The sequence below is a fragment of the Fictibacillus phosphorivorans genome (genome assembly GCF_007673525.1).
Classification (GTDB): domain Bacteria; phylum Bacillota; class Bacilli; order Bacillales; family Fictibacillaceae; genus Fictibacillus; species Fictibacillus phosphorivorans_C.
In genome coordinates this window covers 153862-178485 of the sequence record NZ_VDZU01000001.1, presented here as the reverse complement: position 1 = coordinate 178485, position 24624 = coordinate 153862, and the positions used below count along the sequence as shown (strand labels likewise).

Here is a 24624-nt window from a genome sequence, read left to right as displayed (position 1 = left end):
TGAATCTTTTTCGTTCATCTACCGTAAAATTGTTTGAAAAATTTTGAGGAGGAATTATACATGTCTTTTGTAAACCGTATGTTAGCTTCTGTAGGAATTGGATCAGCAAAGGTAGACACCATTTTAGATAAAGATACGTACTCACCTGGTGAGAGCATTACAGGAAAGATTAGAATCGAGGGCGGTAAAGTTGATCAAAACATCGACCACATCACTCTTTATGTCATGACAGAATACTATCGAGAAGTGGATGACAAAAAAGTGAGAGATACTGCAGCGATTGAAAAGACGAATGTAACAAGCGCACTTGTTGTTAAAGCAGGCAGTCAGCAAGAGATTCCGTTCTCTCTTAAACTTCCATATGATGCGCCATTAACACTTGGCCACACGCCAGTCTGGATCAAAACAGGGCTTGATATTCAGATGGCCGTAGACCCAACAGATAACGATCAGATTCGCGTACTGCCAGATAGTGAAACGTCTGCGATCTTTGATGCGATCGAGCAGCTCGGATTCCGCCTCAGAAAAGCTTACTGCGGTTCTGCACCGCGTTATATGCGCCGCAGACTTCCGTTTTTACAAGAGTTTGAGTATGTTCCAACATCAGGAACATATGCCGGAAAGCTAGATGAGCTTGAAGTAATCATGGTTCCACAAACAGATAGCATCGAGCTGTTCTTAGAAATCGATAAGAAAGGTAAAGGATTGTTCGGCATGCTTTCTGAAGCGATGGACATGGATGAGACGAAGGTTCGCCTCACATTGTCACGCGCAGAACTTCGAAATCCTGCAGGTGTTAAGAGCAAGATCGAGCAGTTGCTTCTCCAGTACAGCTAATTCCTCCTTTTTGGATTCGTCCCTACTTATGGTATATTTGTAGGGACGTGTTTATATCTAGCAAGGAGTGAATAATTGATGAGTGAAGCAGCGATTACACTAGAAGGCTGGTATTGCCTTCATGATTTCCGTACGATGGACTGGGCCGCTTGGAAAACGCTTTCCGGTGACCAGAGAGAATATGCAATCAATGAATTTTTAACGTTCCTTGAGAAGTGGGAGAACGTAGAAGCTAACAAAGTGGGCAGTCATGCTCTTTACAGCATCATGGGGCAAAAAGCTGACTTTATGATGATGCTTCTTCGTCCGACGATGGAAGAACTGAACGAGATCGAAAATGCATTTAACAAAACAGCATTCGCTCAATATACAGTAAAAGAATACTCTTACGTTTCTGTTGTCGAGCTAAGTACGTACAATCCACAGAACGAGAGCGGCGAGATGGATCCGATGATCAAAGCTCGTCTGTTCCCAGAGCTGCCAAAATGGAAACATGTATGTTTCTATCCAATGGACAAACGCCGTGATGGCGAAGATAACTGGTACATGCTGCCGATGGAAGAGCGCAAGAAGATGATGTACTCCCACGGTATGATCGGCCGCGGTTATGCAGGAAAAGTGAAGCAGATCATCACTGGATCAGTTGGTCTAGATGATTGGGAATGGGGCGTAACGCTGTTCTCAAACGACATGCTTCAATTCAAAAAACTCGTATACGAAATGCGCTTTGACGAAGTAAGTGCGCGCTACGGCGAGTTCGGATCTTTCTATGTTGGAAACATCCTTACAAAAGAAGCAGTGCCCGCTTATTTGCAGGTGTAATGATGAAGATGACTCATTTGTTAAGATGAGTCATCTTTTTTTGTTGTCGAGGAATGTCGGAAATCGGATAAATATTTTTATACACGTAATTATGTGGCTTAAGTACGGAATTATGAGAGATTACCTCGTATAAAATGAGATTTACCTCGTAATTATTTTGAAGTGATCACCTCAGACGAACACCTCGTTTCAATGTCCTTCCTAAACACACACACCCTCACTCCTGCTGCCTAAGGATTGCTTTCAAAACGAGTCAGCCTCTTCTTGCTCTTTCATTAAACTTTCATAACGTTGGTCTAGTTTCCCAAAACAGCTCATACACATATATCGAATGTTCTGTTTCCCTGCTTGTACACCAAGATTAACAACATAGAGGGGGAAGGCAATTGGCAGTCATTAAGGCTACAAATAAGGATATTGACTTGCTGGCACGTCTCATACGTGCGGAAGCTGAGGGTGAAGGTGACCAAGGGATGCTCCTTGTTGGTAATACCGGCGTAAATCGCATTCGCTCCAACTGCCTTGACTTCAAAAATATTCGTACGATGCAGCAGATGGTCTTCCAAAGACCTGGGGGATTTGAAGCAACAATCAAAGGATATTTTTATCAAGGTGCAAGAGAGAATGAAAGAAGGTTAGCGAGAAGGGTTATTAATGGTCAGCGCTTCCACCCTGCCAGAAATTCGTTATGGTTTTTCGATCCAAAAGGGGCTTGTCCGAAGACTTGGTACAATCAGCCTCACTCGGGCAGCTTCAAGGCTCACTGTTTTTATCAGCCGAAACAAAGCGATTGTCCAAATGTGTTTAACACCTTTTAGGGAGGTTTGTTGATGAACAACTTTAATCCGTACGGCCAAGAGTATTATCGGGCTCAAAATGGAATGGGTATGATGGGTGGCGGCATGGGAGGAATGGCAGGCATGGGGGTTCCTCAAGACATGGCACAAAGTCAGCAGGCACCAGGTATGGGCGGCGGCCCTCTGCAAGATATCGGTGCACCTGGGCAGCTTCCACTCGAACAGTCCTACATCGAAAATATTTTAAGGATGAACAAAGGGAAAGTCGCAACCGTTTATATGACTTTTGAGAACAATGAAAAATGGAACGCCAAGGTGTTTAAAGGAGTCATTGAAGCCGCTGGACGTGATCATATCATCCTTAGCGATCCGCAAACAGGTAAACGTTATCTGCTATTGATGGTGTATGTAAACTATGTCACGTTTGATGAAGAGATCAACTATAGTTATCCGTATGGCACGCAACAGCAGCAACAGCAAGGCGGTCAGATGTCCCAATACAGCCCTCGTTGATAGATATTATTCCTGTCTGGTTCAGGCAATCATAGAACAGGCGCCCTCTAATTTAAGAGAGCGCCTTTTTATTATGCTTTTACAACTGCGATGATCAGCAGAACCCAACCAACGATGAATGCTACGCCGCCAAGCGGTGTAATCGGACCAAAGAATTTCATCCCCGTCGTTGAGAGAGCATACAGACTTCCTGAGAAAAGCAGTATACCGATAAAGAACGACCAACCTGCTCCTGTTAATAGCGTTGAAGCTGGAAATTTACCAAGTAAAACACCGACAACTAACAAGGCTAGTGCATGATACATGTGGTATTGAACCCCAGTTTGGTACACATTTAGCATGTTTCTTGCATTTAATTTAGCTTCGAGTGCATGTGCCCCGAAAGCTCCAAGCATAACTGCAAGCATCGCGTGAATCGCACCTAATATAAGAAAAAGCTTCATCCTGTTCCACTCCTGTTTTTCTTTTATCTTACCATTGAAAAATGACATTACAAAGGATGCCACAGGATTGTAAAAATTTTGGCGGACGGGTTGTCCATGATAAAAAAGGCGAACGTTAACGTTTTTTCGGCTGACGTTCGCTGTCAAGTAATCGGACGTATTGATCAATCTTACGCTCAAGCTCTTCTTTCTCTACTAATTCAGAGTGAAGTTCTCGAATGATTCCTTCTAAACTCTGAATGCGCCTCTCAAACTGAAAAAGCAAGTAGCCCGCAATGACGATAGGAAAGCCCACATTACCGAGGAGATTAACTAAGTTTAACCATTCACTTGCTCCGACCATTTCCATTCACCCCTCATTTTTTATCGAACAAAACAGAACGTATGTTCGTAATTTTAGTATAAAGCGAACGGAGAATATTTGCCATCATTCCTTTCTCATATTTTCATTTTGATTCGAAGGACCTATACAAAAAAGAGGTTTAAATAAATGAGGTAGTGGAATAACAAAAAATAAGACAGAAAAAAATTACATAAGAGGAGGAACAATAAAATGGAACTTCTTATTACAATGATATATACAATTCTTGGTTTAGCTGCTCTAAGTCTAATCGCAACAGTGACTGCCATTTATTTTTCTAATAAAAAGATTAACGAAAAAATTGAAATCGCAAAACGTAGAGATGCAAGAATGGAACACCAAAATACGTATGTATCGATCTAACAGCGCTGATAGTGGTGCTGTTTTTTTTTATGGATATTTTGCGCATTCATTGTTGCCCTTGAAAGTAGTTGATTTCCGTTCCAGGTGCCCGAAATTCCCTCTCCTTCTACCCCACCACAAGTAACAAACCAACACAAAAAAAGAAAAACCCACTCACAAAGAGCAGGTTTTCCACAAACTAATATTTAAAAATCGAAAATAGAGTCTCCGTTGCCGTCTTTTTCGTCTTGATCGTCATCCTCATAGTCCATATCATAATCCATCATAGACTTTTGGTGTTTTTTTGCGGGAGGAGCGGTCACTAGGCTGGCTGGCTTTTGTACGGGATATGAGGGGACCCACCCTTTCACGTCAACAGCTGTACCTTCGTCATCCGCTTCTAACATTAATTCGCACAATGTTTGAATAGCTGATACATGTTCGCGCAGTTTTGGAGAGTTCTCATCTAATACTTTCATTTCGGCAACATGCTTTTCTATTTTTTTTGCAAACTGACTTACTGATATATTCATCGGTTTCACCACAATTGTTTTTTTCTTATTCTATCAAACCCGATCACATAAATAAAATAAATGCCAAAAAAGGCAGCTCAAACAAGCTGCCTTTTGCTCCAAATTCCGCTCAAGTATATTCATACACTAGCACACGTACGGTGATCCTGCCGCGAGCATGATAGTGAATGCGAAAAATAGCCTTATTTATTTTTTTGCAGCAGACCCCCTTCTTTTTACCAATACATTCATTTCACATATTTTTACTACATCAACACAAACTTCACACTATGTAATCTACGACGTATCTACCCAACTGAAATTCTGATTATTGAAAGGAACGGCAATTGCAAACATAAATTCCGATGCATTCTTGTTACTCACTTCACCATACGAAAAGAAGTTAACACCAGATTCATTCGCCATCATAACTTGTCCCGTTTTCGGCATAGAAACTGACACCATGTAGTTCTTCATAACCGACCCCATTAACAGCAGAACCCAAAGTACATACGTCATAACTTCCATCTTCCCTACCCCTTTCAAATTTTCGTTGATTTGTACCGATCTATTTAAACCCTACTTTACTGGCAAGTGTTTTCTTTATTTCATCCTCCCTTCGACTTACCAATGTATGTGGTGTTAATTGCGATTATACGTACCTTTTTATAAAATGTTTGTCACAATGTGCTTTTGTTTTAAAGTTTCTATCAACAAAAGATTCGCTTCAAATACAAAAAAGAGCAGATTCGGCCCACATTTTTGTATAATAGTGAATATAGAAGTGAATATGTTAGCGAGTTTAAGCTGAATATGATAGAAAAAGACGTATACTTCTAAATCTTTTTATACTTTAATTATTTTCTGTAAAAACAAGGAGGAGAATCATGTCCGTACTTAACGAAATCTTAGCGTTCAATCACCAATTTGTTGAAAACAAAGAATATGAACCTTTCCAAACTACTAAATTTCCTGATAAAGGACTTGTTATCGTATCTTGTATGGATACGCGCCTGACTGAATTGTTGCCAAGTGCGATGAATATTAAGAACGGTGATGTAAAAGTTATCAAATCGGCTGGAGCGGTTATCTCCCATCCATTCGGTTCAATTATGAGAAGTATCCTTGTGGCCATCTATGAATTAAAAGCTGAAGAAGTTATGGTCATCGGTCACTATGATTGCGGAATGAGCAATGTAAACGCAGATGGACTACTTGCCAAGATGAAAGACCGCGGCATTGAAGAGTCAACGTTTGATACATTAAAATATTCTGGACTCGATTTAAAGAAATGGGTTCAAGGATTTGAAAGTGTTGAGGATTCTGTGAGAAACAGTGTAAAGCTTGTAAAAAATCACCCGCTGCTTCCTGAAGATATTAAAGTACACGGTCTCGTTATCGACCCTGCTACAGGAAGACTTGATCTTGTGGAACGCGGAGAATAGAAATACAAAAGGCAAAGCGCATACTACTCGCTTTGCCTTTTTTCTTATTATTGATTGATCTTCGTAATTCGTCCTTCAATCTGTGCGGATACGGTATCACGGTTTTTAAAATAGTTTACTAGCGCTTCGAGATCCGTAACGCTTACCGTCGGATTCTTTCCTTCTAATAAAACGGTATAACCATCACCGCCACCTGCCATAAAATTGTTTACAGTAACCGTATATTCTTGTTCTGCCTCAATCGGTGTTCCATCTTTCTTAACCATCGAAACTGTTCGATCTCCAACTGGCTTTGAAAGATCAAATGTAGCTTTCAGACCAGAAATTTGAAGCATCTTCTCTCTATCCGTTGCCCATTGAGATTCGAAAAGTTCTTTGATCTGCGCTCCTGTTAATGTCATCGTCACAAGATCGTTGCCAAACGGTTGAACGTTAAAAAGTTCTCCCCATGTCACTTCACCAGGATTGATCACATCACGAATCCCCCCTGGGTTCATAAACGCAAAATCCGTACCCGTCTCTTCTGTCATAGAATCTGCGATCACATTCCCTAGTTCAGACTCACCATTATATGCTTCTGTTCCTGATAGGAGTTGATTCGTGTTCCCTACGACTTCATTAATGATTGGTGCTACTTGATCTTCGGCTTGTTTAATTATTTTCGTAATTCTAGAGTCCGGTGTTATACCTTTTTGCATGACCGACACGACTTCTGCTTTACTTTTTACGATATCTTTCGTGCGGCGGTCAATTTTCAAATCTACATCCGCAAAAGCTGTGCCATATGAAAATGCTTGTACAAGTAGTTTGTTATCTACTACAGCGTTCACGTTTCTATGATTGTGTGCACCAAACATTACGTCAACTTCATCATCTACTTTGTTTGCCATATCCACGAGTTCACCAGATACTTCCCCGGTCGCTGATTGTTCTACAGGGTTATGCGCTAGAACAACAATAGACTTTACACCCTTTTTCTTAAGAGATTTCGCAGCTTTATTGATCGCTTGTGCTTCATCTATAAATTCAACGCCTGCTGTTCCACTTGGAATGACAATATCCGGCGTGTCTGAGAAAACTACTCCGATGAATCCGATGTTTACTCCTTTAACCTTCTTGATCACATAAGGAGGCAAAATATTTTTCTTCGTCTCTTTATCTATGACGTTAGCAACCACATATGGGAAGTCTGCACCTTTAAAATAACCTGTCTTTTCATGAGTTCCGCCTTTTATCAGACGCATCATCTCATCTATGCCTTCATCAAACTCATGGTTTCCTAGTGTTCCTACATCAAAGCCCATCTTATTCATGATTTCTACTGTTGGCTCGTCCTGCAGCAATGCAGATGTCGGAGAGCTTGCTCCTACCATATCACCAGCATGTACTAAAAGCGTGTTAGGGTTTTCGCGTTCTCTCATCTTTAAATAGCTTGCTAGATAGTCTGCACGCCCAACAGGTTCTCCTGCCACATTACGTGTAATATCAATCTGTCCATGAAAGTCATTTACTCCAAGCAGTTGAACATCTAAGTAACGGCCCTTATGTTTTTGGATATCGTGTTCCTCTGCATGTACGCCTGCGCCGATTGGCGTTAATCCTAAAGCAAGTGCTAAAGCTGATAATGTCTTTTTCATTAAACAAACTCCCCTATCACTCATTTTATAAAAAACTCAACAATTAAAAGTATATATTTTGAAATGTAAAATGATAGAGGATTTTCGTAAAAATGGTGTAAAAAAGCTATATTCCTATAAAAAAGGAATTTATGCCTACACAGCTGGATTCCGGCAGTTAATTTAGTACTTTTATCCCGGTATGCGTTTGAAAAAGGATGTTTAACCCTGTTCGAATTCGTGAATACACACTATAACTTCGTTTAAAGGAGAGGATAGTAAATGGTAAAACCTATCGTACATGAATTTAACTCTCAACAAGAATTGATTGCAGCTGCAAGTGATCTGAAAGCTCGAGGAATTCACGAGGACAACTTATATGTATTATCCCACGAAAAGGATGACACAAAAGATCTCGCCCATGAAGCAGATGTAAATACAATCGGATTAAAAGAAGAAGGACTCGGAACGGCACTCAGCAATGTATTTGAGTCCAGAGGCGATGAGCTTCGCAACAAGATGACAGAACTAGGGTTATCTGATGTAGAAGCAGATCAATATGAAAAGAAGCTCGATATGGGCAAAATTTTATTGTTTGTAAAAGAAGAAGATAAAGTAAATACATTGCCATAAGGTGATGAAGAGAGTTGCTTGTCCAGTCGGGCATGTAGCTCTTTTTTTTTGCGTAATTTTAATCCTTCCTCACTCATACTGAAAGTCTGTTTAGCCTTTTTTATTTCCTTCTTTGATATTGATTGTAGTGGAAGGTACGAGCCTCCTGCGGGACAGGCGGGCAGTCCGAAGAGTGGAAGTGGCTCGTTCAGCCCCGACAAGCAAAAGGTGAATGGGCTAGGAAGGCGCCCTTTGCCTTCTGGACCATTTAACTTTTGACCTCGAGGGTCTAGCCACTGCAACTGGACAGGTGAGACACTTATACGGAACGTACTAATGTGGCTCACCGTCTGACCCACGGAAAGCGAGCACCTGCAACGGAAATCAACATCTTTCAAAAGCAGCAATGAGTACGAAAACAGCCTACTAAAATAATTCCCGTTAGAGTATTCACACAAAATCCATATTTTTGAAAAAGTTTCTTCTCATGCGTTTCTTTACAGAAGATAGGGGGAATGAAGAGAAGACGAGGAGGAGTCACTATGAATTTACACAATGGTCAGCTCTATTGGCCTGAAACTTATACAAACACGGGTCAGTACCCGGTTCTTGAAGAAGATATATCGTGTGATGTACTAATTGTTGGTGGAGGCATGGCAGGTGCCCTTTGTGCCCATGTACTCGGTCAAGAAAAAGAACTAGATGTTGTATTGATCGATAGAAGACAGCCCGGTGCAGGAAGCTCCTCAGCAAACACAGGACTTCTGCAATTCTCAAGCGATAAGATGCTGCACGAACTCATTGAACAGCAAGGAGAACAGGATGCTGTCTATTTCTATCAACTTTGTTTACAGGCGTTAGAAGATCTAAAGAAGATGACGTCTGGACTATCCGAAGACCCTGAATTCCGTGAACAAAAGAGCTTGTACTATGCGAGCTCTCCTGAAGATACGTTAAAACTTGAGCGTGAATACGAGGCATTAAAGAAATACGGTTTTCCAGTAGAATACTTAGAACCTCAAGAGATTTCTTCACGTTTTCCTTTTTCAAAACCAGCCGCTCTCGTTACGAGTGGCGATGCAGATGTGAACCCGTATAAGTGTGTACAGATCTTGTTGAAAGATGCAGCTGCTTCAGGAGTGAGAATCTTTGAACACACACCTCTTATTCGAAAAACAAAAACCGTTCACGGCTTTACCTGTGAATCTGAAAAAGGCACCATTTCAGCCCGATATGTTATTTTTGCTACTGGTTATGAGAATGATTTTTTAGCTCAGCAACTAGGAGCAGACCTAAATCGTTCGTACGCGATCGTAACAGAGCCAATCCCATCACTGAAAACGTGGTACGAAGAATGGATGATCTGGGAAACGAAACGCCCTTACCTTTATATGAGAACGACTAAGGACGGAAGAATCGTTGCAGGTGGTCTTGATGAAGATAAAGCTGAAGCGCCTTTAAATGAAGGGCTTATTGAAGAGCGCGGTGAGCGAATTCTTCAAAAAATTAAAGAACATTTTCCCGATATCTCGCCAAAAATCTCTCATTCTTGGTGTGCGACGTTTGGTGAGTCACATGACGGACTGCCATATATCGGTGAACATCCTAACCGCCTTGGTGAGTATTATTGTTTAGGTTTTGGTGGTAACGGTACTGTCTACAGCATGTTAGGCGCAACCATCATCAAAGATTTGATTACAAAAGGCTTCCACCCTGCTTCACGATTGTTCACGATCGCACGAGCTGTAAGTTTGTAAAACACGATTTATATTTACACGAGGAACCCCGCTCCAATTGAATAAAACAATCAACACCCTCTTAACGACCAGTTTACTTGGTCGTTTTTCTTATGCCTTCACACCTATTTTATTGGATATTACATAAGTGCAACCTCAAGTTAACAAAGTGCACCTGCTAAAATATAGAAAACCATATATTGTTTTACTACAATTGAAGTAGTAAATGAAAGGAGTTCTTCTATGACATTCAGTGAAAAACTTTTTAAGCTTAGAAAACAAAAAGGTCTCTCACAAGAGGCGCTGGCCGAACAATTAAACACAACCAGACAAGCAATCAGTAAATGGGAAAACGGTCAGGGTTTTCCTGAAACAGAAAAGCTATTGATGCTCGGTAACATTTTTGAAGTATCCATTGATTTCTTATTGAAAGATACTGTTGAACAAAGTCTTGAGAATGAAAATGGTTATTATGTAAGCAAAGAGAGGGCTGAGGGATACCTCCTATCTCAAAACAAAGTTTCGAAATACCTTGCCCTTGGATTTAGCCTTTTAATCTTTTCAACGATTCCTTACTTCTTATTTAAAGAAGAGCCGATCATCTTTACCCTTTTAACGATACTAATAGCGGTTTTCGGGATCGGAACCATTACAGCCGGAATCATAAAAGAAGATCGATATAGCTTACTTAAGAAAGAGATGCTGATTTTTGACCAACATTCTTTAAAAGAATTGAAAATGAGATACGAAGAGATAAAAAGTAAATATACTGTGGTAATGATGATCGGAATTTGCTCAATTGTTGGAGGAGCGATCTTCTTTTTAATCATAAAAAAAGAATGGGTGGATGTAGATATTTTAACTCCGTACAACCCGATTTTTACTGCATTGATTGCCATCGGGGTCTACATTTTGGTTCGTACTCTATCCATCATTGAGGCTTATCGCATTTTGGTCAAAAATGAAGAGCATGTGAACACTCTAAATAATAGTTTGATGAAAAAAGTGAAGAAGAAAATCAATGATCTCTAAAAGAAAATCTAAGGCTAAATACCTTCTTCACACAAGCAAAAATTACTTTTGATTCATTTTGATTCTGTCTACCCTTTATGAATCAACGTTTGTGCTTCAATCCTTGAATAACCTAATTGACAGCGTTTACATTAATTTGAATAATGAGAGTAATAGAGCGCGCTATTACTTGTAAAAACTTGAGGGCAATGTTCATTTTACAGACAACCCCGTTATTCATTATGAATAACGGGGTTTTTTTTATTCTAAAAAAGGAGTGAATAACACATATGAAAAAGAGTTTATTCGTTTCAGCTGCACTTACTTTGTCATTAACGTTCTCAAACCTTCCTTTTCAAGACAGCCAACAATCCGTAGAAGCTGCTAGTTTTAACAAAGTTAACTATGGTCAAGATGTCATCTATCAGATTATGACCGACCGTTTCTCAGATGGTAACACTTCAAATAACCCTACTGGAAATCTGTTCAGTGGCGACTGTTCCAACCTTCGAAAATATTGCGGTGGTGACTGGCAAGGAATCATCAATAAGATCAACGATGGTTATTTGACAAATATGGGTGTTACGGCACTTTGGATCTCTCAGCCTGTTGAGAATGTGTACAGCGTATTGAATGATGCTGCTGGCACAACTGCCTATCACGGCTATTGGGGGAGGGATTTTAAGAAGACCAATCCTTATTTCGGAAGCATGACTGACTTTCAAAACTTGATCAATACTGCTCACGCTAAAGGCATCAAAGTCATTATTGATTTTGCTCCAAACCACACATCTCCATCATCTGAGGACACGCCAAGCTATATGGAGAACGGTAAACTTTATGACAACGGAACACTTGTCGGTGGATATACGAACGATACAAAAGGTCTGTTTCATCACAACAAAGGAACGAATTTCTCCTCGATAGAAGATGGTATCTATCGTAACCTGTATGACCTCGCTGATTTTAACCACCAAAACCCAACCGTAGATACGTACTTCAAGAATGCGATCAAACAATGGCTGAACATGGGGATCGACGGTATTCGTGTAGATGCTGTCAAACATATGCCATTCGGCTGGCAAAAAACATTTATGGAAACGATCAATACTCATCAGCCTGTCTTCACATTTGGGGAATGGTTCTTAGGAGAAAATGAAGTCGACCAAAATTATTATGATTTTGCAAACAAATACGGAATGTCTCTGCTGGATTTTCGTTACGGCCAAGAATTACGTCAAGTGCTTCGCAACAATTCAGACAATTGGTATGGCTTTGACAGTATGATCACAGAAACCCAAACCAAATATGAACAGCCGATCGATCAAGTAACATTCCTTGATAATCATGATATGGATCGTTTTCATACGAACGGAGCGGATACGAAAAAAACCGATCTCGCGCTTACCGTTATGCTCACATCACGCGGTGTTCCTAATATCTATTATGGAACTGAGCAGTATATGACGGGTAACGGAGATCCGAACAACCGAGGAAAGATGACATCATTCAATCAAACAACAAAAGCTTATCAAATTATTAAAAAGCTTTCTACACTGCGAAAGACGAATCAGGCACTTGGCTTCGGAAAAACAAAACAACGCTGGATCAACAATGATGTTTACGTATACGAAAGACAGTTTGGAAACGATGTTGTCTTAGTCGCAGTAAACAAAAGCACATCTACGAGTTATAACGTGAGTGGAGCTGCTACATCGCTACCAGCCGGAACTTATACTGATCAGTTAACAGGTCTCTTAACGGGGAGTTCTATTACGGTTTCTGGTGGTACGATTGCAGCATTCGACCTTTCACCAGGTGAAGCAGCCGTTTATGCACATAACGGAAGCAGTTCGACTCCGGTTATCGGTGGAATCGGTCCAGTCATGGCGAAACCAAGCAATACGCTCACGATCAGTGGTGATGCATTCGGAACCTCGACTGGTTCTGTAAAGATAGGCACAGTGAATGCAAGTGTTCAATCATGGAGCAACGACGAGATCAAAGTGACAGTTCCTGCAGTTGCAGCAGGCAGCTACCAAGTCACCGTAACAAATTCTTCAGGAACGGTAAGTACTGGCTACGGACCGATTGATATCTTATCTGGATCACAAAGTTCCGTGCGATTCTTGATCAACAATGCTTACACGAGCAACGGACAGAGCGTATATGTTGTAGGAAATACAGAAGAACTCGGAAACTGGAATGCAGCAAAAGCCGTTGGACCTTTTTACAATCAAATCATAGCAGCGTATCCAACATGGTACTACGACATCAGCGTGCCCGCGGGTAAAGCACTAGAATTCAAGTTCATCAAAAAAGATTCCGCAGGAAATGTAGTCTGGGAAAGCGGAACAAATCATACGTTCACTACCCCATCTTCAGGACCCGGAACTACGATCAATAATTGGCAAAACTAAAGAAAACAAAGAAACGACCCTGATTAAAGGGTCGTTTCTTGTTCTTTAATCTGAGTCCCTAAAGGAGCTTGTAACTAAACCTTCTTAAAAAGACATCATTGAATAGTTGATTGGAGTGGAAGGTGCGAGACTCCTGCGGGACAGGCGGGCAGGTGAGACACTTAAGAGTGAAACGAACAAATGTGGCTCACAGCCTGCCCCGCGGAAAGCGAGCATCCTGCAACAGAAATCAACACTTTGAATGTATTTTTTATGAAGCATTCGGTGCAGCAGCAATCTGCTTGCGAATAAACTCAATCGAACTTTTGTTAAAAAGCTCCGGCTGATCAACATTACATACATGTCCGCAATCTTTAATAGTTAAAAGCTTTGAGTGCTTCTTCTTATCGATGAACGCCTGAATCGGCGGTAAGAACATATAATCTTCCTCACCCATGATGTAAAGCGTTGGGATCGGAATTTCTTTTTTAGTTAACTTTTGCAGAAATGGATTGATCTTCAATGTGAGCTTAAACCATCTCTTGAACTCTTTTTGACAAAGCTTTTTCGCTTCTCCAATAAACAAAGAACGCGAAGCTTCATGTCTTTTTTTCGGCATGATCACCCAAGCAAATAAGCTGTAAAGCCACATGTACGGGATGAACGATTTACAAAGGTTACCCATCGCAATCAAGAACCGCGAGCGGAAATTCATTTTTGTAACCGCGCCGCCAAGTGTCATAGAAGCGACTCGATCAGGATAGAGCTCTGCGATCGTTTGAATAAGAATCGTACCTAAAGAGATGCCTACAAAGTGTGCTTTTTGAATCTTTAGATGATCCATTACTTCAAGCACATCGAGGCTGACTTCTTTAAACGAATATTTTTTTAATAAAAATGTATCGGATTGTGATTTGCCATGACCTCTTAGATCCACAAGCAAAATATTAAAATGTTGTTTAAATTCTCTTAGCTGTTTATACCAAATGGATGAACTGCCCCCAGCTCCATGGACGAAAATCACCCATTGATGATTTTTTTCGTGTGTGTACGTTTTGTAATGAAGCAACAAGTACTCCTCCTAGTGGTTCAAACATTCTGTAAATTTTCCAGCCTTCATTTTAACATAAAAACTTATATTTTGTACCCGTTTCCACGGAAAAGAATGTGTACAAACTGGAAACATAACCACAATGTATTTATACTGTAACTATATAAACGAAGTAATCGTCAGGAGGTTTCACAAAATGGCTAAAGAAAGTTCATTTGATATCGTTTCACAGGTAGATCTATCAGAAGTAGACAATGCGATTAATATCGCGACAAAAGAAATTACAACTCGTTATGATTTTAAGGGTAGTAAAAGTGAGATTACACTAGACAAATCTAGTGAAGAGCTCGTTTTAGTTTCCGACGACGAGTACAAGCTAGAGCAGCTAAAAGACGTCTTGATCACAAAGCTGATCAAACGCGGCGTACCAACTAAAAACTTGGATTACAGCAAAATAGAGCAAGCATCAGGTGGAACGGTTCGCCAACGCGCTAAGCTTGTAACTGGAATCGATAAAGACAACGCAAAGAAAATCAATGTGCTGATCAAAAATTCTGGACTTAAAGTGAAAAGCCAAGTTCAAGATGATCAAGTTCGTGTAACAGCAAAGAGCCGAGACGATCTTCAGCAGATTATTGCCCTTGTTAGAGAAGCAAACCTGCCGATCGACGTGCAGTTCATCAATTACAGATAAAAAGGTTCTAACAAAAAGGATGACTCAAAAGCTATTAGCTCTTGAGTCATCCTCTTTTTATACGGATTTTTTCTGATCAGGTGAATCGAGCAGTTTCATCTGTTCGAGTTCAATCCTCATCTTTTGGGTTTCGATCACATAGTTGTCATGCTTTAAACGTTCCAGTTCTATCTCATCTTGTAGCATCTTATGTTTAAGTTTCGTCTGTTGTTGAAAATGACCTAGTACGATTGCAATAATGGGAATTGAGAATATCATAATGACTGTAATTGTTCCTGTCATGGTATTCCTCCTAGAAATTATTACCTTCTATCCCAATAATAACAAATATTCATGCTGTTCGTACAGGTTATTCGTTAAGCTGTTTTCGTCAACATTTGCACTTCATTTTAAAAAATGCTCTTAAGAGACAGCTTCTTTTACACCGTTTTTAATAATTTCCTCTGTCAATCTAGCCAGTTCTTTAGCGTCTTGATGCTGTTCTGGATAAATCGGCGGATGAACAGTAAGGTGAACGTCCGCTGGCTTGATCCAAAACTTTTGTTGTTCCATAATTTTATAAGAACCGTTAATCGTAACGGGAATGATCGGAACACCAGATTTAGTCGCTAATTTGAAACTTCCTGCTTTAAACTCTGACATTTCGTCGCCTTTACTTCTCGTTCCCTCAGGAAAAATAACAAGAGATGTTCCGTTCTTCAGCAGTTTAGCTCCTTCATTGATCGCTTGCACAGACTGCCTTACATTCTTACGGTCCATGAACAAACAGTTCAACTGCTCCATCCATGTCCCGATAAAAGGCATCTTCTTGACCTCGATTTTTGAGATGAAGGCTTTTGGTTTCTCGATATAGCCTAAAAGAATCGGAATATCGAAGTTACCTTGGTGATTGCTGACAAAAAGAACAGCTGTATCTTTCGGAATATGTTCCTCACCACTCACCGATACTCGCGTTCCACTAAGCTTAACGAGCGAAGTTGACCACTCCTTTACTTTCTGATCAACCAACCTGTCACGCTCTTCTATCTTTCCGGCATTGTAAAACTTTTTTACACGGTTTAATGAGGGGATCAACTTTAATAAAATTCCCCAAAAATAAATAAACCAAATAATCGTTCTCACACGTTTCCCCCGCTTTACATGATGATTAATTTTCCATACTCTCGAGATGGCTGTTTTCTTAGTGATGCTGCTGAAAATATAAACGTCCATGGCATACTTGTTTCAGCAGGAACTTCCAGCGTATAACGGGAATCCATGTCACCAATCGTATGCTCCTCTTCTATATACAACACTTTTTTGCCGATTAAAGAGAAAGGCTCTGTTGAATAATTATTTACAAGCACCGTCACTAAAAATTCTTCCTTATGATTATAAGCTGTTTTCAATATCACAGCCTGCTGTCTCACATGTTCATCTGAATGCAACTCTGAAAAGACCTGTTCTATCTCTTCTCTGTCTTGGCGGGCTATAGTCTTGTCCCATGCAGATTCGAACTCCAGTTTTTGCAAGAATATTCCCTCCTTTGAACCATATTATCATATTTTATTGCAAACCACTGAATTTCAAACAATAAGCCGCAAGAGCTCAGTCACTCCACGGCCTCATATTCACATATATAATTATTCAAAAACAGAACTTGCTGCTTCGATGAGCTTCGTTTTCTCCGCTTTTCTGTCTGTATCTTCCTTTATTAAATACTCCATTCTATAGAATAAGCCATCCTTCTTCCAAGCAAGGATAGGAAGATCATTACTGCCTGAAAAATAAGCATCCGTTCCATCACTAAGCTCCACTTCGTCTTTCGTTTCTAACTTCTCGGTCTTAGGAAGAAAATTAGATACTCGATAAGCTAAATAAACATTCTGCCCTTCTTGTTTAGGATAAAAAACAGAATCTACAAGGATATTCCGTTTTTCACCCCAATCAGAGATCTGATAGGTTGAAAGAGCGACTTTAAACGGCAAGCGATCAGGCAATTCCAGTGAGAACGGAACAGCTTTAAGTGTTTTTTTCTTAGAAACTTGGTCGTAATAACGAGGATAAGCACCTTTTGGATGGTCTTGCAGTGTTAAGTTTTTATCGTTCAACGTTCTTTTTTCTTCACTAGAACACCCTGCAAGCAAAACTGCTATGATTACGAATACGAACCAACCCCACTTTTTCATCCGCTTCACCCGCTTCTCTTATTTTTTAAAGAAAGATGAAATCTCAACACGCCAATTGTGATCGCACGTCGCTTGTATCGTTCCTCTTTTTAAAATATAGTTTGCCATCAGTTCTGACATATCGATTGGAATATCCTTCACTACGCGTTTTCCCTTAAACATAGGGTAATCACCGCCTCCACCAGCACGATAGTTGTTCATCACTACCTCATAAAAGGAGTCGTTTTTGATCGGTTTTCCTTTATACATCAAAGTCACAATGCGGTGTCCGATCGGCTTTGACAGGTCGATTACGTATTCGATACCTTCCCACATGTCGTAGTTATAGTGCTGAGGCTTTGGAATTGAAAACGCTGGATTGATTATCGGATCACCCTCTTCGTTCACAGAAAAATAAGAAGCTGACCGTTCTAATGCATCCTTCATATCTCGCCCTGTAATCTCGATCACTTTTAAAGTGTTTGGGTACACATAGTTTGAAACGATATCACGCATCGTTATATGTTTTGAGAATCCTTTGGAATGATCATCGAATAGAGCAGTACTTGAAATATCTACACCTGCCGCTTCCATCTGAACTTTATTAATGAATTCAATAAACGGATGATCAGCTAGCCTCGTTAACATCGGATCAGTAATCGTCATGTCTCCGTCTACTCGTCCTAAAGCTTGATCCAGCCATTTCTGTGTTTCACTCTCATAAGGCTGAATGAGATCCAGCACCTGTTGATCAGGTTTGTATTCACTCACAGAAATCAGTTTTTCTCGTTTATTCTTCACTTTCCATGAATCACCCTCACCATGGACCTTTATTTCTACATACCCTATCTCAGTTCCTTGTGTTCCAGGCATAATGATCGTGACGAAGTTCACTTCACCTTCAAGCAAGCGATGCTGATGACCTGTTAAAAGCACATCGATCCCTTCAACCTCCATACAGAGTTGATATGCTTGGTTCTCTTTCGTGAGGGATTCCGTCGGTTTCCCTGTTCTGAGATCTCTCTCAAACCCACCATGATAAGAAACGATCATGACATCTGATTTCGACCGTAAATAAGGAACCCATTTCTTTGCCGTCTCCACCGCATCTAGAAAGGAAAGGCCGTTAATATGATCAGGATTCTCCCAGTTCGGTACATATTGTGTTGTTAATCCTAAGAGCGCTACTTTTATTCCACACTCAAATGTTTTGATCACATAAGGTTGTCCAAATACCGGTTTCTCTGTTCCTTGGTGTACGATATTAGCCGAAAGCCAAGGAAATTTAGATTCTTCAATCGTCTTATATAGATAAGGAAGACCATAATTAAACTCATGATTTCCTATTATTGCAGCATCATAGTTCAGTTCATTTAATACATGAACCATCGGATTAACATCACTTTGCTCTGTTTTTGCGTGATAGTAAGTGAGTGGTGTTCCTTGGATGAGGTCTCCATTATCAATGAGGAAGGTGTTGAGGTGGTTAGACATGTTTTCTTTTATAAGTGCTGCCATTTTTGCCAACCCTATATCTGCTTTTTCATTGTTAGCGTATGTTAACGGGAGAACATAGCCGTGAATATCGCTTGTCACATAAATATGAATGGATTGTTCCATGCCTTCTCCCCACCTTCTTAATTATTTTTTATAACCTAAATTATACCATCAGTTTCTAACCCTCACTTTAAAAATTCGTTGATGATATTCGACAATATTTCCAGGGGAATGATTGTTATTCTACAAAAACTTACAAAGAGCCACTATGGCTAAATTATTCACGTCCAACAAAATCTTTTATGAAATATTTGAAATTTTTTACAAGGAAATACGTTTGATATAACGAATAGTATTACTTTGTCGTTTTATAGAAAATAGGGGGATCTATCATCATGAATACGAATGTAAAAACAAAAAAGAAAAAGAAAAGAAATCAATCCAATTACAGATCTTTATTACTTCCTTTTGCAGTCGTTTTAATTTTAATCGCAGCTGTGATCTGGAATAACGTAAGACAAGAGACAAAGCTTCCTGATCCTGATTGGAGCCGATCGATAAGCACGCCCGCTCAATCCATTAGCGCTGAACCAACTGTTATAAAAAGAGATGACCAATATTATGCTTATACTCATCAAAAAGACGGTTTACAGGTGACAACTTTAGACGAAAAGCTAAATCTAGTCTCTGAAAAAAAAGAGGATCTTGCTCTGGATGAAAGAGCGAACTATTGGACAAACGGGAAACAGATCGCCTTTATCTCTAGTGGTGAGCTCATTCTCTATGAAGACGGAAAACAAACAGTTATAGATAAAGATGTAGATCTTTTAGCTGATGCAAAAGATCGATTTGCTTATTCAAAAGGTAATGAAGTATTTGTTTATATGCCTGAAGATGGAAAGAGTCAATCTATCTTTACAGCTAAAGAAAAGCTATCAGAATTATCAGGTCACCCAGCATCTCAATCATTTATCCTGACTGTTGGTGAAAAAGTAGAAATGGAAGCTTTTTATTTAAAAGAAGCTGACGGAAAATATAACGCTCAATCTATTACGCGATACAGCAAAACACCGACAGATAAGATCTATAACTTCCGCTTTGCTGAAGCAGATGATCAAGTTCATTTTATGTATACCTTTTATTCTTCTAAACAAGGAACGAAGACGTTCAAAACGTTTTACGGTGCGGCACCAACGGATCAGCTTACAGCAATTGATTTCAGCAATGTTAAGCTATACAGCTCAGAGCTTGGTTATGAGATCGAGAATCCTTCCTACCAGCAGTTGAACGTAGAAAATAACAAACCTATCATCCTATTTGCAGCGAAAGGACCGATTTCTACTAAAAAGGAAGCGGGCAACATTTACAAAGCCACTTTAAATGGCGACAAGTGGGAAGCAGCACGAATCAGTACAACGAGTGATTTTTCAGTCTATCCGTTACAGGTAGATGAAAAGACGATTGCTTGGTTAAAAGCAGAATCTGTCAGTGATTATAGACTTTATTTAGCAAGCAAAGATTCAGAGATTAAAAGTGCAAGTGAAAAAATGGGGAAACAAGATTTATATACTGCCACGTTTGACGCGTTTACGGCTTTCGTTGTATCGTTCATCGCTATGACAAACGCATTCATATGGGTAGTGCCGTCTGTATTGTTCTTAGGCATCCTCTATTTTGTACGGATAGACGTTATTGAGGATGAAAAACCTTGGGCGAAATGGACTGCAATTGGACTTTTTATGATCACCCAGCTTTATGTCATTCAATCTTTGTTTAACAACACATTCTATACACTAGCACCAAAATACCTTACCTTTACCGGAAGCTCATTCATCATTCCTCTGATTGTTTCCGCGATAGCACTGTGGGTAATGCAGGTAGCTAGAGATAAGGATTGGGGATTATTTGCACAAGTCTCTTATTTTATCGGACTTACCGTATTGTTCGAACTCTTTGTTGTTGGGACGTATGTTTACTAGGGGCTATTCCCTCATTAATTTAGCGGATTGATGGGATAATCTGTCCAATCTGAATGTAAATCTGTCTATTTCATGTAATAATCTGTCCGATTGGTTTAATAATCTGTCCAATTGAAGGGATAATCTGTCTGATTTACATTGCTTTGGGTTCACAAGCATACTGAGGAGTTAAGGAGCTGAAATATGATTTATGTTATTCGGCATGGAGAAACAGATTTAAACAAAGAAAAAAGGCTGCAAGGTAGATCCGGCTTAGCTCTAAATCAAGTAGGAATCACACAAGCAGAACGTTTAAAGGAACAGCTTAAAGATATAAGTTTTGACTATGTCTTTTCTTCTCCCCAAGAACGAGCCATTCAGACAGCTGAGATAGCAACTGGAAAAAAAGTGAGTATCGATAACAGACTTGATGTATTTGACTTAGGAGAAGCCGACCAGCTGAAGAAAAGTGAAGTTATATTTGATGGATTTATTCCTGATTCTAATCAATACAAAGGGGTAGAAAATATTAAAAGTTATGTAGAACGCGTGTTTAGCTTCTTACGGGAATTAGAGGTTAGTTATCGTTCTGACATGCAGATTCTCCTATCTGGACACAGATGTACAACCGGATGTATTGGGGCTTATTTTCAAGGTATCCCTCAAGATCAAAATCTTTTAGAATACTCATCTGAAAATGGAGAGTATAAGACATATGAATTTAATAACTTTGTACGTCATAAAAGGTAAATTAAAAAAGGACCCTGTTGTTGAGGGTCCTTTTAATTTTAATAAGCTCCCAAACTCTCAGGGCTCGGATACACGTATGGATCTTTAATTGGCTTAATTTTTTCTAGAGACCCAACCTGCACTAATGGCAAACGGACTTTGTTCAATTCTGTTTCGTCAATGGTTCCTGTAACGGTATACCATTCATCTGCTTTAAGTTTGGATACTCCCTCGCCTTCAATGATGGTTCCATATACAACGGCATCCGCACTGCAGCAGTTCATTGAAAAGCGCGCAATAACAGCTTGATTTTCGCTCATTCCGTCTTCACGATACACAAATCCTGTCGTTTCGATTTCTTTTCCTTTGAACTTGTCCAGGTAGATGTCCAAAACAGTCATCGTATCGAGATAGTGATCAGATGTTACTTTCACTTTATCCTTCGCCAACTGTTCTTTTCCGAACTTCTTATAATACGCCGTAACATCATACGTTTCGACCGGATTTTCTTCCTTAACGTTCTTTTCCATCTCTTTAATATAACCTTCTGGATCATCTAAATAGGCTTCCACATCAATATTTTGTGTAGTGGTTACCTTACCGTCATCCGTTTTCTGAGCTGGTTTAGCATACAGTCCCGTTCCGTAACGAATGCCACGCTTTTCCGCGACTGAGCTGTCCATCGCTTTTTCAGGAATCATGAATCCTGTAAGAAGAGGAATCACAAAGATCATATAGATAAAGAAATGCTTGAGCGGCCTTCCCTTTGGTGTATGATCCACACCACATCCACATGCATCATCATGCTGTTCATCAGATCGTCTAAAGAACTGCATCACACCTAAAATCCCTAAGATGCCGATCGCAAAATAGACAAAGATATGCATTTTCGGTGCTACATAATAGTTCAGCTTCCCTGTTGTGATTAATCCAATCAGCAGGAGCATGAAACCGATTAAGATGATACCTCTTAAATACGTATGAAAATCACGACTCTCTTTGTTCATCGTATCCTACCTCCCTTTCTATGCCACAAATTGATACACCATCGTTACAGCAAATACAGTCAGCGTTATTAGTCCCATTAAAACAAATACAAAGCGTGTCTTAAAATAAGCGAACATCATAAGCATGTTCTTTACATCCAGCATCGGACCGTATACCAAGAACGCGATGATCGAACCTACAGTAAACGTGCTTCCGAATGATGCTGCGATAAAGGCATCCGCCTCTGAACAAATAGATAGCAAGAAAGCAAGACCCATCATTAACCCTGTTGATGACCACTCATTGCCTCCTAGCGCCAATAGATCATTGCGATTGATAAATACTTGGAACATACTCGCTAAAAATGCACCAAAAATAAGGAATTTCCCAGTATCAAAGAACTCATCAGATGCATGATACACCGTTTGTTTCCAGCGACTCATCGTAATACCATGTGAATGATCATGAGCTCCATGTTCTATGTGTGATCTGAGTTGATCTTTATTGCGAAAAGCCCAATATACGATCAATCCAATAATGATCGCCACAAGAAGTGCCAGTCCAATTCTTCCATATACGACTGCCATATTATTACGGAACGCATAAAAAGTGGATAGGATAACGACTGGGTTTACGATTGGTACGGTTAATAAGAAAACCGTTCCAAGGTGTAGCGGAAGTCCTTTTTTAATCAAGCGTCTTACGACAGGTATGATGGCACACTCGCAGACAGGAAAGATGATTCCCATGAACAAAACGACTCCGATACCTAAGAATGGATTTTTAGGTATCAACCGTTGAATATGCTGTTCTGTTACAAAAGTTTGGATTAAAGCCGAAACAAAAACTCCTAATAAAATAAAAGGAACCGCTTCTATTAAAATACTTAGAAACACCGTGTTCACATGCATGATGGAACTTGGTAAGTTATCAAATACAGAATCATTTTTTATTTCTTCCATAAACAGAAAAGAAATAATAAAGATAGCCAGCAATAAAAGCCCTATCATTTCTTTTCTTACGACATCTCTTGTTGCGAGGTCCTTCATCGTCTAACGCTCCTCTACCCATCTGTTTAATTTATTTATACACTAGTTTCGTTATGAATTAAATCTAGTATTTTCACACAAAATTTATAGGAATGCACCCTATATTTAATCGTAATTATTCCGTTTTGTAAAGAGCAAAAAAAGAAACCAAGGTGAATTACCCTTGGTTTGCTAAACGTTTATATAACGCATGTGTTCCGCTATCTTCTTCACCCATCTCAGCAAGCTCATCGTATAGCTTTTTCGCGAGTTGTAATCCTGGTGTTAACAAGCCCATCTCTTCAGCTGATTTCAATGCGATGTTCATATCTTTTATAAAATGTTTTACGTAAAAGCCAGGAGCAAAATCTCCTTTTAGGATTCTTGGTCCAAGATTGCTAAGGTTCCAGCTTCCTGCAGCACCAGATTCAATACTTTTCAGCACGTTCTCTGGGTCTAATCCTGCTTTTTCCGCGTAAAGAATCGCTTCGCAAACTCCCATCATACCTGAGGCGATCGCAATCTGATTGCACATTTTCGTATGCTGACCAGAACCAGCTTTTCCTTGATAAACAACGTTCGTACCCATTTTAGAGAAGATCGGTTCCATATCGTGGAATGCGGACTCTGAACCTCCTACCATGATGGATAATTTAGCATCTCTCGCACCAATATCCCCGCCAGAAACGGGTGCGTCAAGCGTCGCGATATTCTTTTCAGCAGCCGTGCGTTCAATTTTTTGTGCCAGCTGTGGACTAGAAGTTGTCATATCGATCAAATAAGAACCTTCTTTGGCGTGAGCTACTAATCCCTCTGCACCTAAGTAAACTTCTTCTACATCTTTCGGATAGCCGACCATCGTGATGATCACATCACAGTTTTGAGCGATTTCTTTTGGTGTGTCTGCCCATTTAGCTCCTTTTTCAAGAAGATCTTCTGCTTTTGCTTTCGTTCTTGTATAAACATGGACTGGATAACCTGCATTCATCAAGTGACCGGCCATGCTTTTTCCCATTACACCTGTTCCGATAAATCCAACACTTTGCAAATGTCCTCACTCCTTTCACCTATTATAACGAAGAATAAC

At 39.9% G+C, this 24624-nt stretch carries 27 protein-coding genes; 13 read left to right on the top strand and 14 right to left on the bottom strand.

The window, feature by feature from the left end:
• Positions 1-60: 60 nt before the first annotated feature.
• From FS458_RS00860 to gerQ, 4 genes are all read left to right on the top strand, one after another.
• Complete coding sequence (locus tag FS458_RS00860; RefSeq protein WP_144696803.1) at positions 61-837, top strand: sporulation protein; 777 nt, start codon at positions 61-63, stop codon at positions 835-837.
• Positions 838-915: 78 nt separating this feature from the next.
• The gene (gene hemQ / locus FS458_RS00855) at positions 916-1659 is read left to right on the top strand and encodes a hydrogen peroxide-dependent heme synthase (RefSeq protein ID WP_066399147.1); all 744 of its coding nucleotides are present in this window, start codon (positions 916-918) and stop codon (positions 1657-1659) included.
• A gap of 386 nt (positions 1660-2045) precedes the next feature.
• Positions 2046-2477, top strand: a complete 432-nt coding sequence (locus tag FS458_RS00850; RefSeq protein WP_137791183.1) for a cell wall hydrolase — start codon at positions 2046-2048, stop codon at positions 2475-2477.
• A gap of 12 nt (positions 2478-2489) precedes the next feature.
• Complete coding sequence (gerQ, locus tag FS458_RS00845) at positions 2490-2969, top strand: spore coat protein GerQ (RefSeq protein WP_186320408.1); 480 nt, start codon at positions 2490-2492, stop codon at positions 2967-2969.
• A 71-nt stretch (positions 2970-3040) separates the two neighbouring features.
• On the opposite strand, the gene FS458_RS00840 is transcribed toward gerQ, so the two are convergent.
• Positions 3041-3412 (bottom strand): DUF423 domain-containing protein, encoded by a 372-nt coding sequence (locus FS458_RS00840; RefSeq protein WP_144696801.1) that lies wholly within the window; start codon positions 3410-3412, stop codon positions 3041-3043.
• Between the two features lie 115 nt (positions 3413-3527).
• Positions 3528-3761, bottom strand: coding sequence for a YvrJ family protein (locus FS458_RS21160; protein WP_082861534.1), 234 nt, complete (start codon positions 3759-3761; stop codon positions 3528-3530).
• 204 nt (positions 3762-3965) lie between these two features.
• On the opposite strand from FS458_RS21160, the gene FS458_RS20500 reads away from it, so the two are divergent.
• Entirely contained in the window at positions 3966-4136 is a 171-nt protein-coding gene (locus FS458_RS20500; RefSeq protein WP_153236725.1) for a hypothetical protein, read from the top strand.
• Between the two features lie 185 nt (positions 4137-4321).
• Here FS458_RS20500 and FS458_RS00830 read toward each other — a convergent pair whose 3' ends face one another.
• Positions 4322-4648, bottom strand: a complete 327-nt coding sequence (locus tag FS458_RS00830) for a YwdI family protein (protein ID WP_144696799.1) — start codon at positions 4646-4648, stop codon at positions 4322-4324.
• A gap of 276 nt (positions 4649-4924) precedes the next feature.
• Positions 4925-5155 (bottom strand): hypothetical protein, encoded by a 231-nt coding sequence (locus FS458_RS00825; protein ID WP_144696797.1) that lies wholly within the window; start codon positions 5153-5155, stop codon positions 4925-4927.
• 359 nt (positions 5156-5514) lie between these two features.
• Between FS458_RS00825 and FS458_RS00820 the strand changes: the two genes are divergently transcribed.
• A complete protein-coding gene (locus FS458_RS00820; RefSeq protein WP_066399162.1) occupies positions 5515-6072 on the top strand; it encodes a beta-class carbonic anhydrase in 558 nt (185 codons plus the stop codon).
• Positions 6073-6119: 47 nt separating this feature from the next.
• On the opposite strand, the gene FS458_RS00815 is transcribed toward FS458_RS00820, so the two are convergent.
• The gene (locus FS458_RS00815; RefSeq protein WP_260858207.1) at positions 6120-7709 is read right to left on the bottom strand and encodes a bifunctional metallophosphatase/5'-nucleotidase; all 1590 of its coding nucleotides are present in this window, start codon (positions 7707-7709) and stop codon (positions 6120-6122) included.
• A 261-nt stretch (positions 7710-7970) separates the two neighbouring features.
• Between FS458_RS00815 and FS458_RS00810 the strand changes: the two genes are divergently transcribed.
• The 4 genes from FS458_RS00810 (at position 7971) to FS458_RS00795 (ending at position 13467) form a co-directional block, all read left to right on the top strand.
• Positions 7971-8321 (top strand): general stress protein, encoded by a 351-nt coding sequence (locus tag FS458_RS00810; protein ID WP_066399166.1) that lies wholly within the window; start codon positions 7971-7973, stop codon positions 8319-8321.
• Between the two features lie 521 nt (positions 8322-8842).
• Positions 8843-10057, top strand: a complete 1215-nt coding sequence (locus FS458_RS00805) for an NAD(P)/FAD-dependent oxidoreductase (RefSeq protein ID WP_186320407.1) — start codon at positions 8843-8845, stop codon at positions 10055-10057.
• A 222-nt stretch (positions 10058-10279) separates the two neighbouring features.
• Positions 10280-11068: a helix-turn-helix domain-containing protein gene (locus FS458_RS00800; RefSeq protein WP_144696791.1), complete on the top strand. Its 789-nt coding sequence runs from the start codon at positions 10280-10282 to the stop codon at positions 11066-11068.
• Between the two features lie 269 nt (positions 11069-11337).
• The gene (locus tag FS458_RS00795) at positions 11338-13467 is read left to right on the top strand and encodes an alpha-amylase family glycosyl hydrolase (RefSeq protein WP_144696789.1); all 2130 of its coding nucleotides are present in this window, start codon (positions 11338-11340) and stop codon (positions 13465-13467) included.
• Between the two features lie 250 nt (positions 13468-13717).
• On the opposite strand, the gene FS458_RS00790 is transcribed toward FS458_RS00795, so the two are convergent.
• A complete protein-coding gene (locus FS458_RS00790) occupies positions 13718-14515 on the bottom strand; it encodes an alpha/beta fold hydrolase (RefSeq protein WP_144696788.1) in 798 nt (265 codons plus the stop codon).
• Positions 14516-14693: 178 nt separating this feature from the next.
• Here FS458_RS00790 and FS458_RS00785 point away from each other — a divergent pair, with 178 nt between their 5' ends.
• Positions 14694-15191: a YajQ family cyclic di-GMP-binding protein gene (locus tag FS458_RS00785; protein ID WP_066399173.1), complete on the top strand. Its 498-nt coding sequence runs from the start codon at positions 14694-14696 to the stop codon at positions 15189-15191.
• A 57-nt stretch (positions 15192-15248) separates the two neighbouring features.
• On the opposite strand, the gene FS458_RS00780 is transcribed toward FS458_RS00785, so the two are convergent.
• The 5 genes from FS458_RS00780 to FS458_RS00760 form a co-directional block, all read right to left on the bottom strand.
• A complete protein-coding gene (locus FS458_RS00780) occupies positions 15249-15473 on the bottom strand; it encodes a hypothetical protein (RefSeq protein WP_066399175.1) in 225 nt (74 codons plus the stop codon).
• A gap of 120 nt (positions 15474-15593) precedes the next feature.
• Positions 15594-16313 (bottom strand): lysophospholipid acyltransferase family protein, encoded by a 720-nt coding sequence (locus FS458_RS00775; protein WP_260858206.1) that lies wholly within the window; start codon positions 16311-16313, stop codon positions 15594-15596.
• Positions 16314-16327: 14 nt separating this feature from the next.
• Positions 16328-16702 (bottom strand): SLAP domain-containing protein, encoded by a 375-nt coding sequence (locus FS458_RS00770; protein WP_186320406.1) that lies wholly within the window; start codon positions 16700-16702, stop codon positions 16328-16330.
• Between the two features lie 111 nt (positions 16703-16813).
• Entirely contained in the window at positions 16814-17359 is a 546-nt protein-coding gene (locus FS458_RS00765) for a hypothetical protein (RefSeq protein WP_144696782.1), read from the bottom strand.
• 18 nt (positions 17360-17377) lie between these two features.
• The gene (locus FS458_RS00760) at positions 17378-18958 is read right to left on the bottom strand and encodes a bifunctional metallophosphatase/5'-nucleotidase (RefSeq protein ID WP_144696780.1); all 1581 of its coding nucleotides are present in this window, start codon (positions 18956-18958) and stop codon (positions 17378-17380) included.
• A gap of 272 nt (positions 18959-19230) precedes the next feature.
• Here FS458_RS00760 and FS458_RS00755 point away from each other — a divergent pair, with 272 nt between their 5' ends.
• Positions 19231-20814 carry a hypothetical protein gene (locus tag FS458_RS00755; protein ID WP_144696778.1) on the top strand — a complete coding sequence of 528 codons (1584 nt, stop codon included), beginning with the start codon at positions 19231-19233 and terminating at the stop codon, positions 20812-20814.
• Between the two features lie 183 nt (positions 20815-20997).
• Positions 20998-21543 carry a histidine phosphatase family protein gene (locus tag FS458_RS00750; protein WP_144696776.1) on the top strand — a complete coding sequence of 182 codons (546 nt, stop codon included), beginning with the start codon at positions 20998-21000 and terminating at the stop codon, positions 21541-21543.
• Between the two features lie 38 nt (positions 21544-21581).
• Here the strand turns inward: FS458_RS00750 and FS458_RS00745 are convergent, their stop codons facing one another.
• From FS458_RS00745 to FS458_RS00735, 3 genes are all read right to left on the bottom strand, one after another.
• Positions 21582-22529: a TIGR03943 family putative permease subunit gene (locus FS458_RS00745; protein WP_144696774.1), complete on the bottom strand. Its 948-nt coding sequence runs from the start codon at positions 22527-22529 to the stop codon at positions 21582-21584.
• 18 nt (positions 22530-22547) lie between these two features.
• Positions 22548-23558: a permease gene (locus FS458_RS00740; RefSeq protein ID WP_144696772.1), complete on the bottom strand. Its 1011-nt coding sequence runs from the start codon at positions 23556-23558 to the stop codon at positions 22548-22550.
• Between the two features lie 157 nt (positions 23559-23715).
• Positions 23716-24585, bottom strand: a complete 870-nt coding sequence (locus FS458_RS00735) for an NAD(P)-dependent oxidoreductase (protein WP_255548956.1) — start codon at positions 24583-24585, stop codon at positions 23716-23718.
• Positions 24586-24624 lie beyond the last annotated feature (39 nt).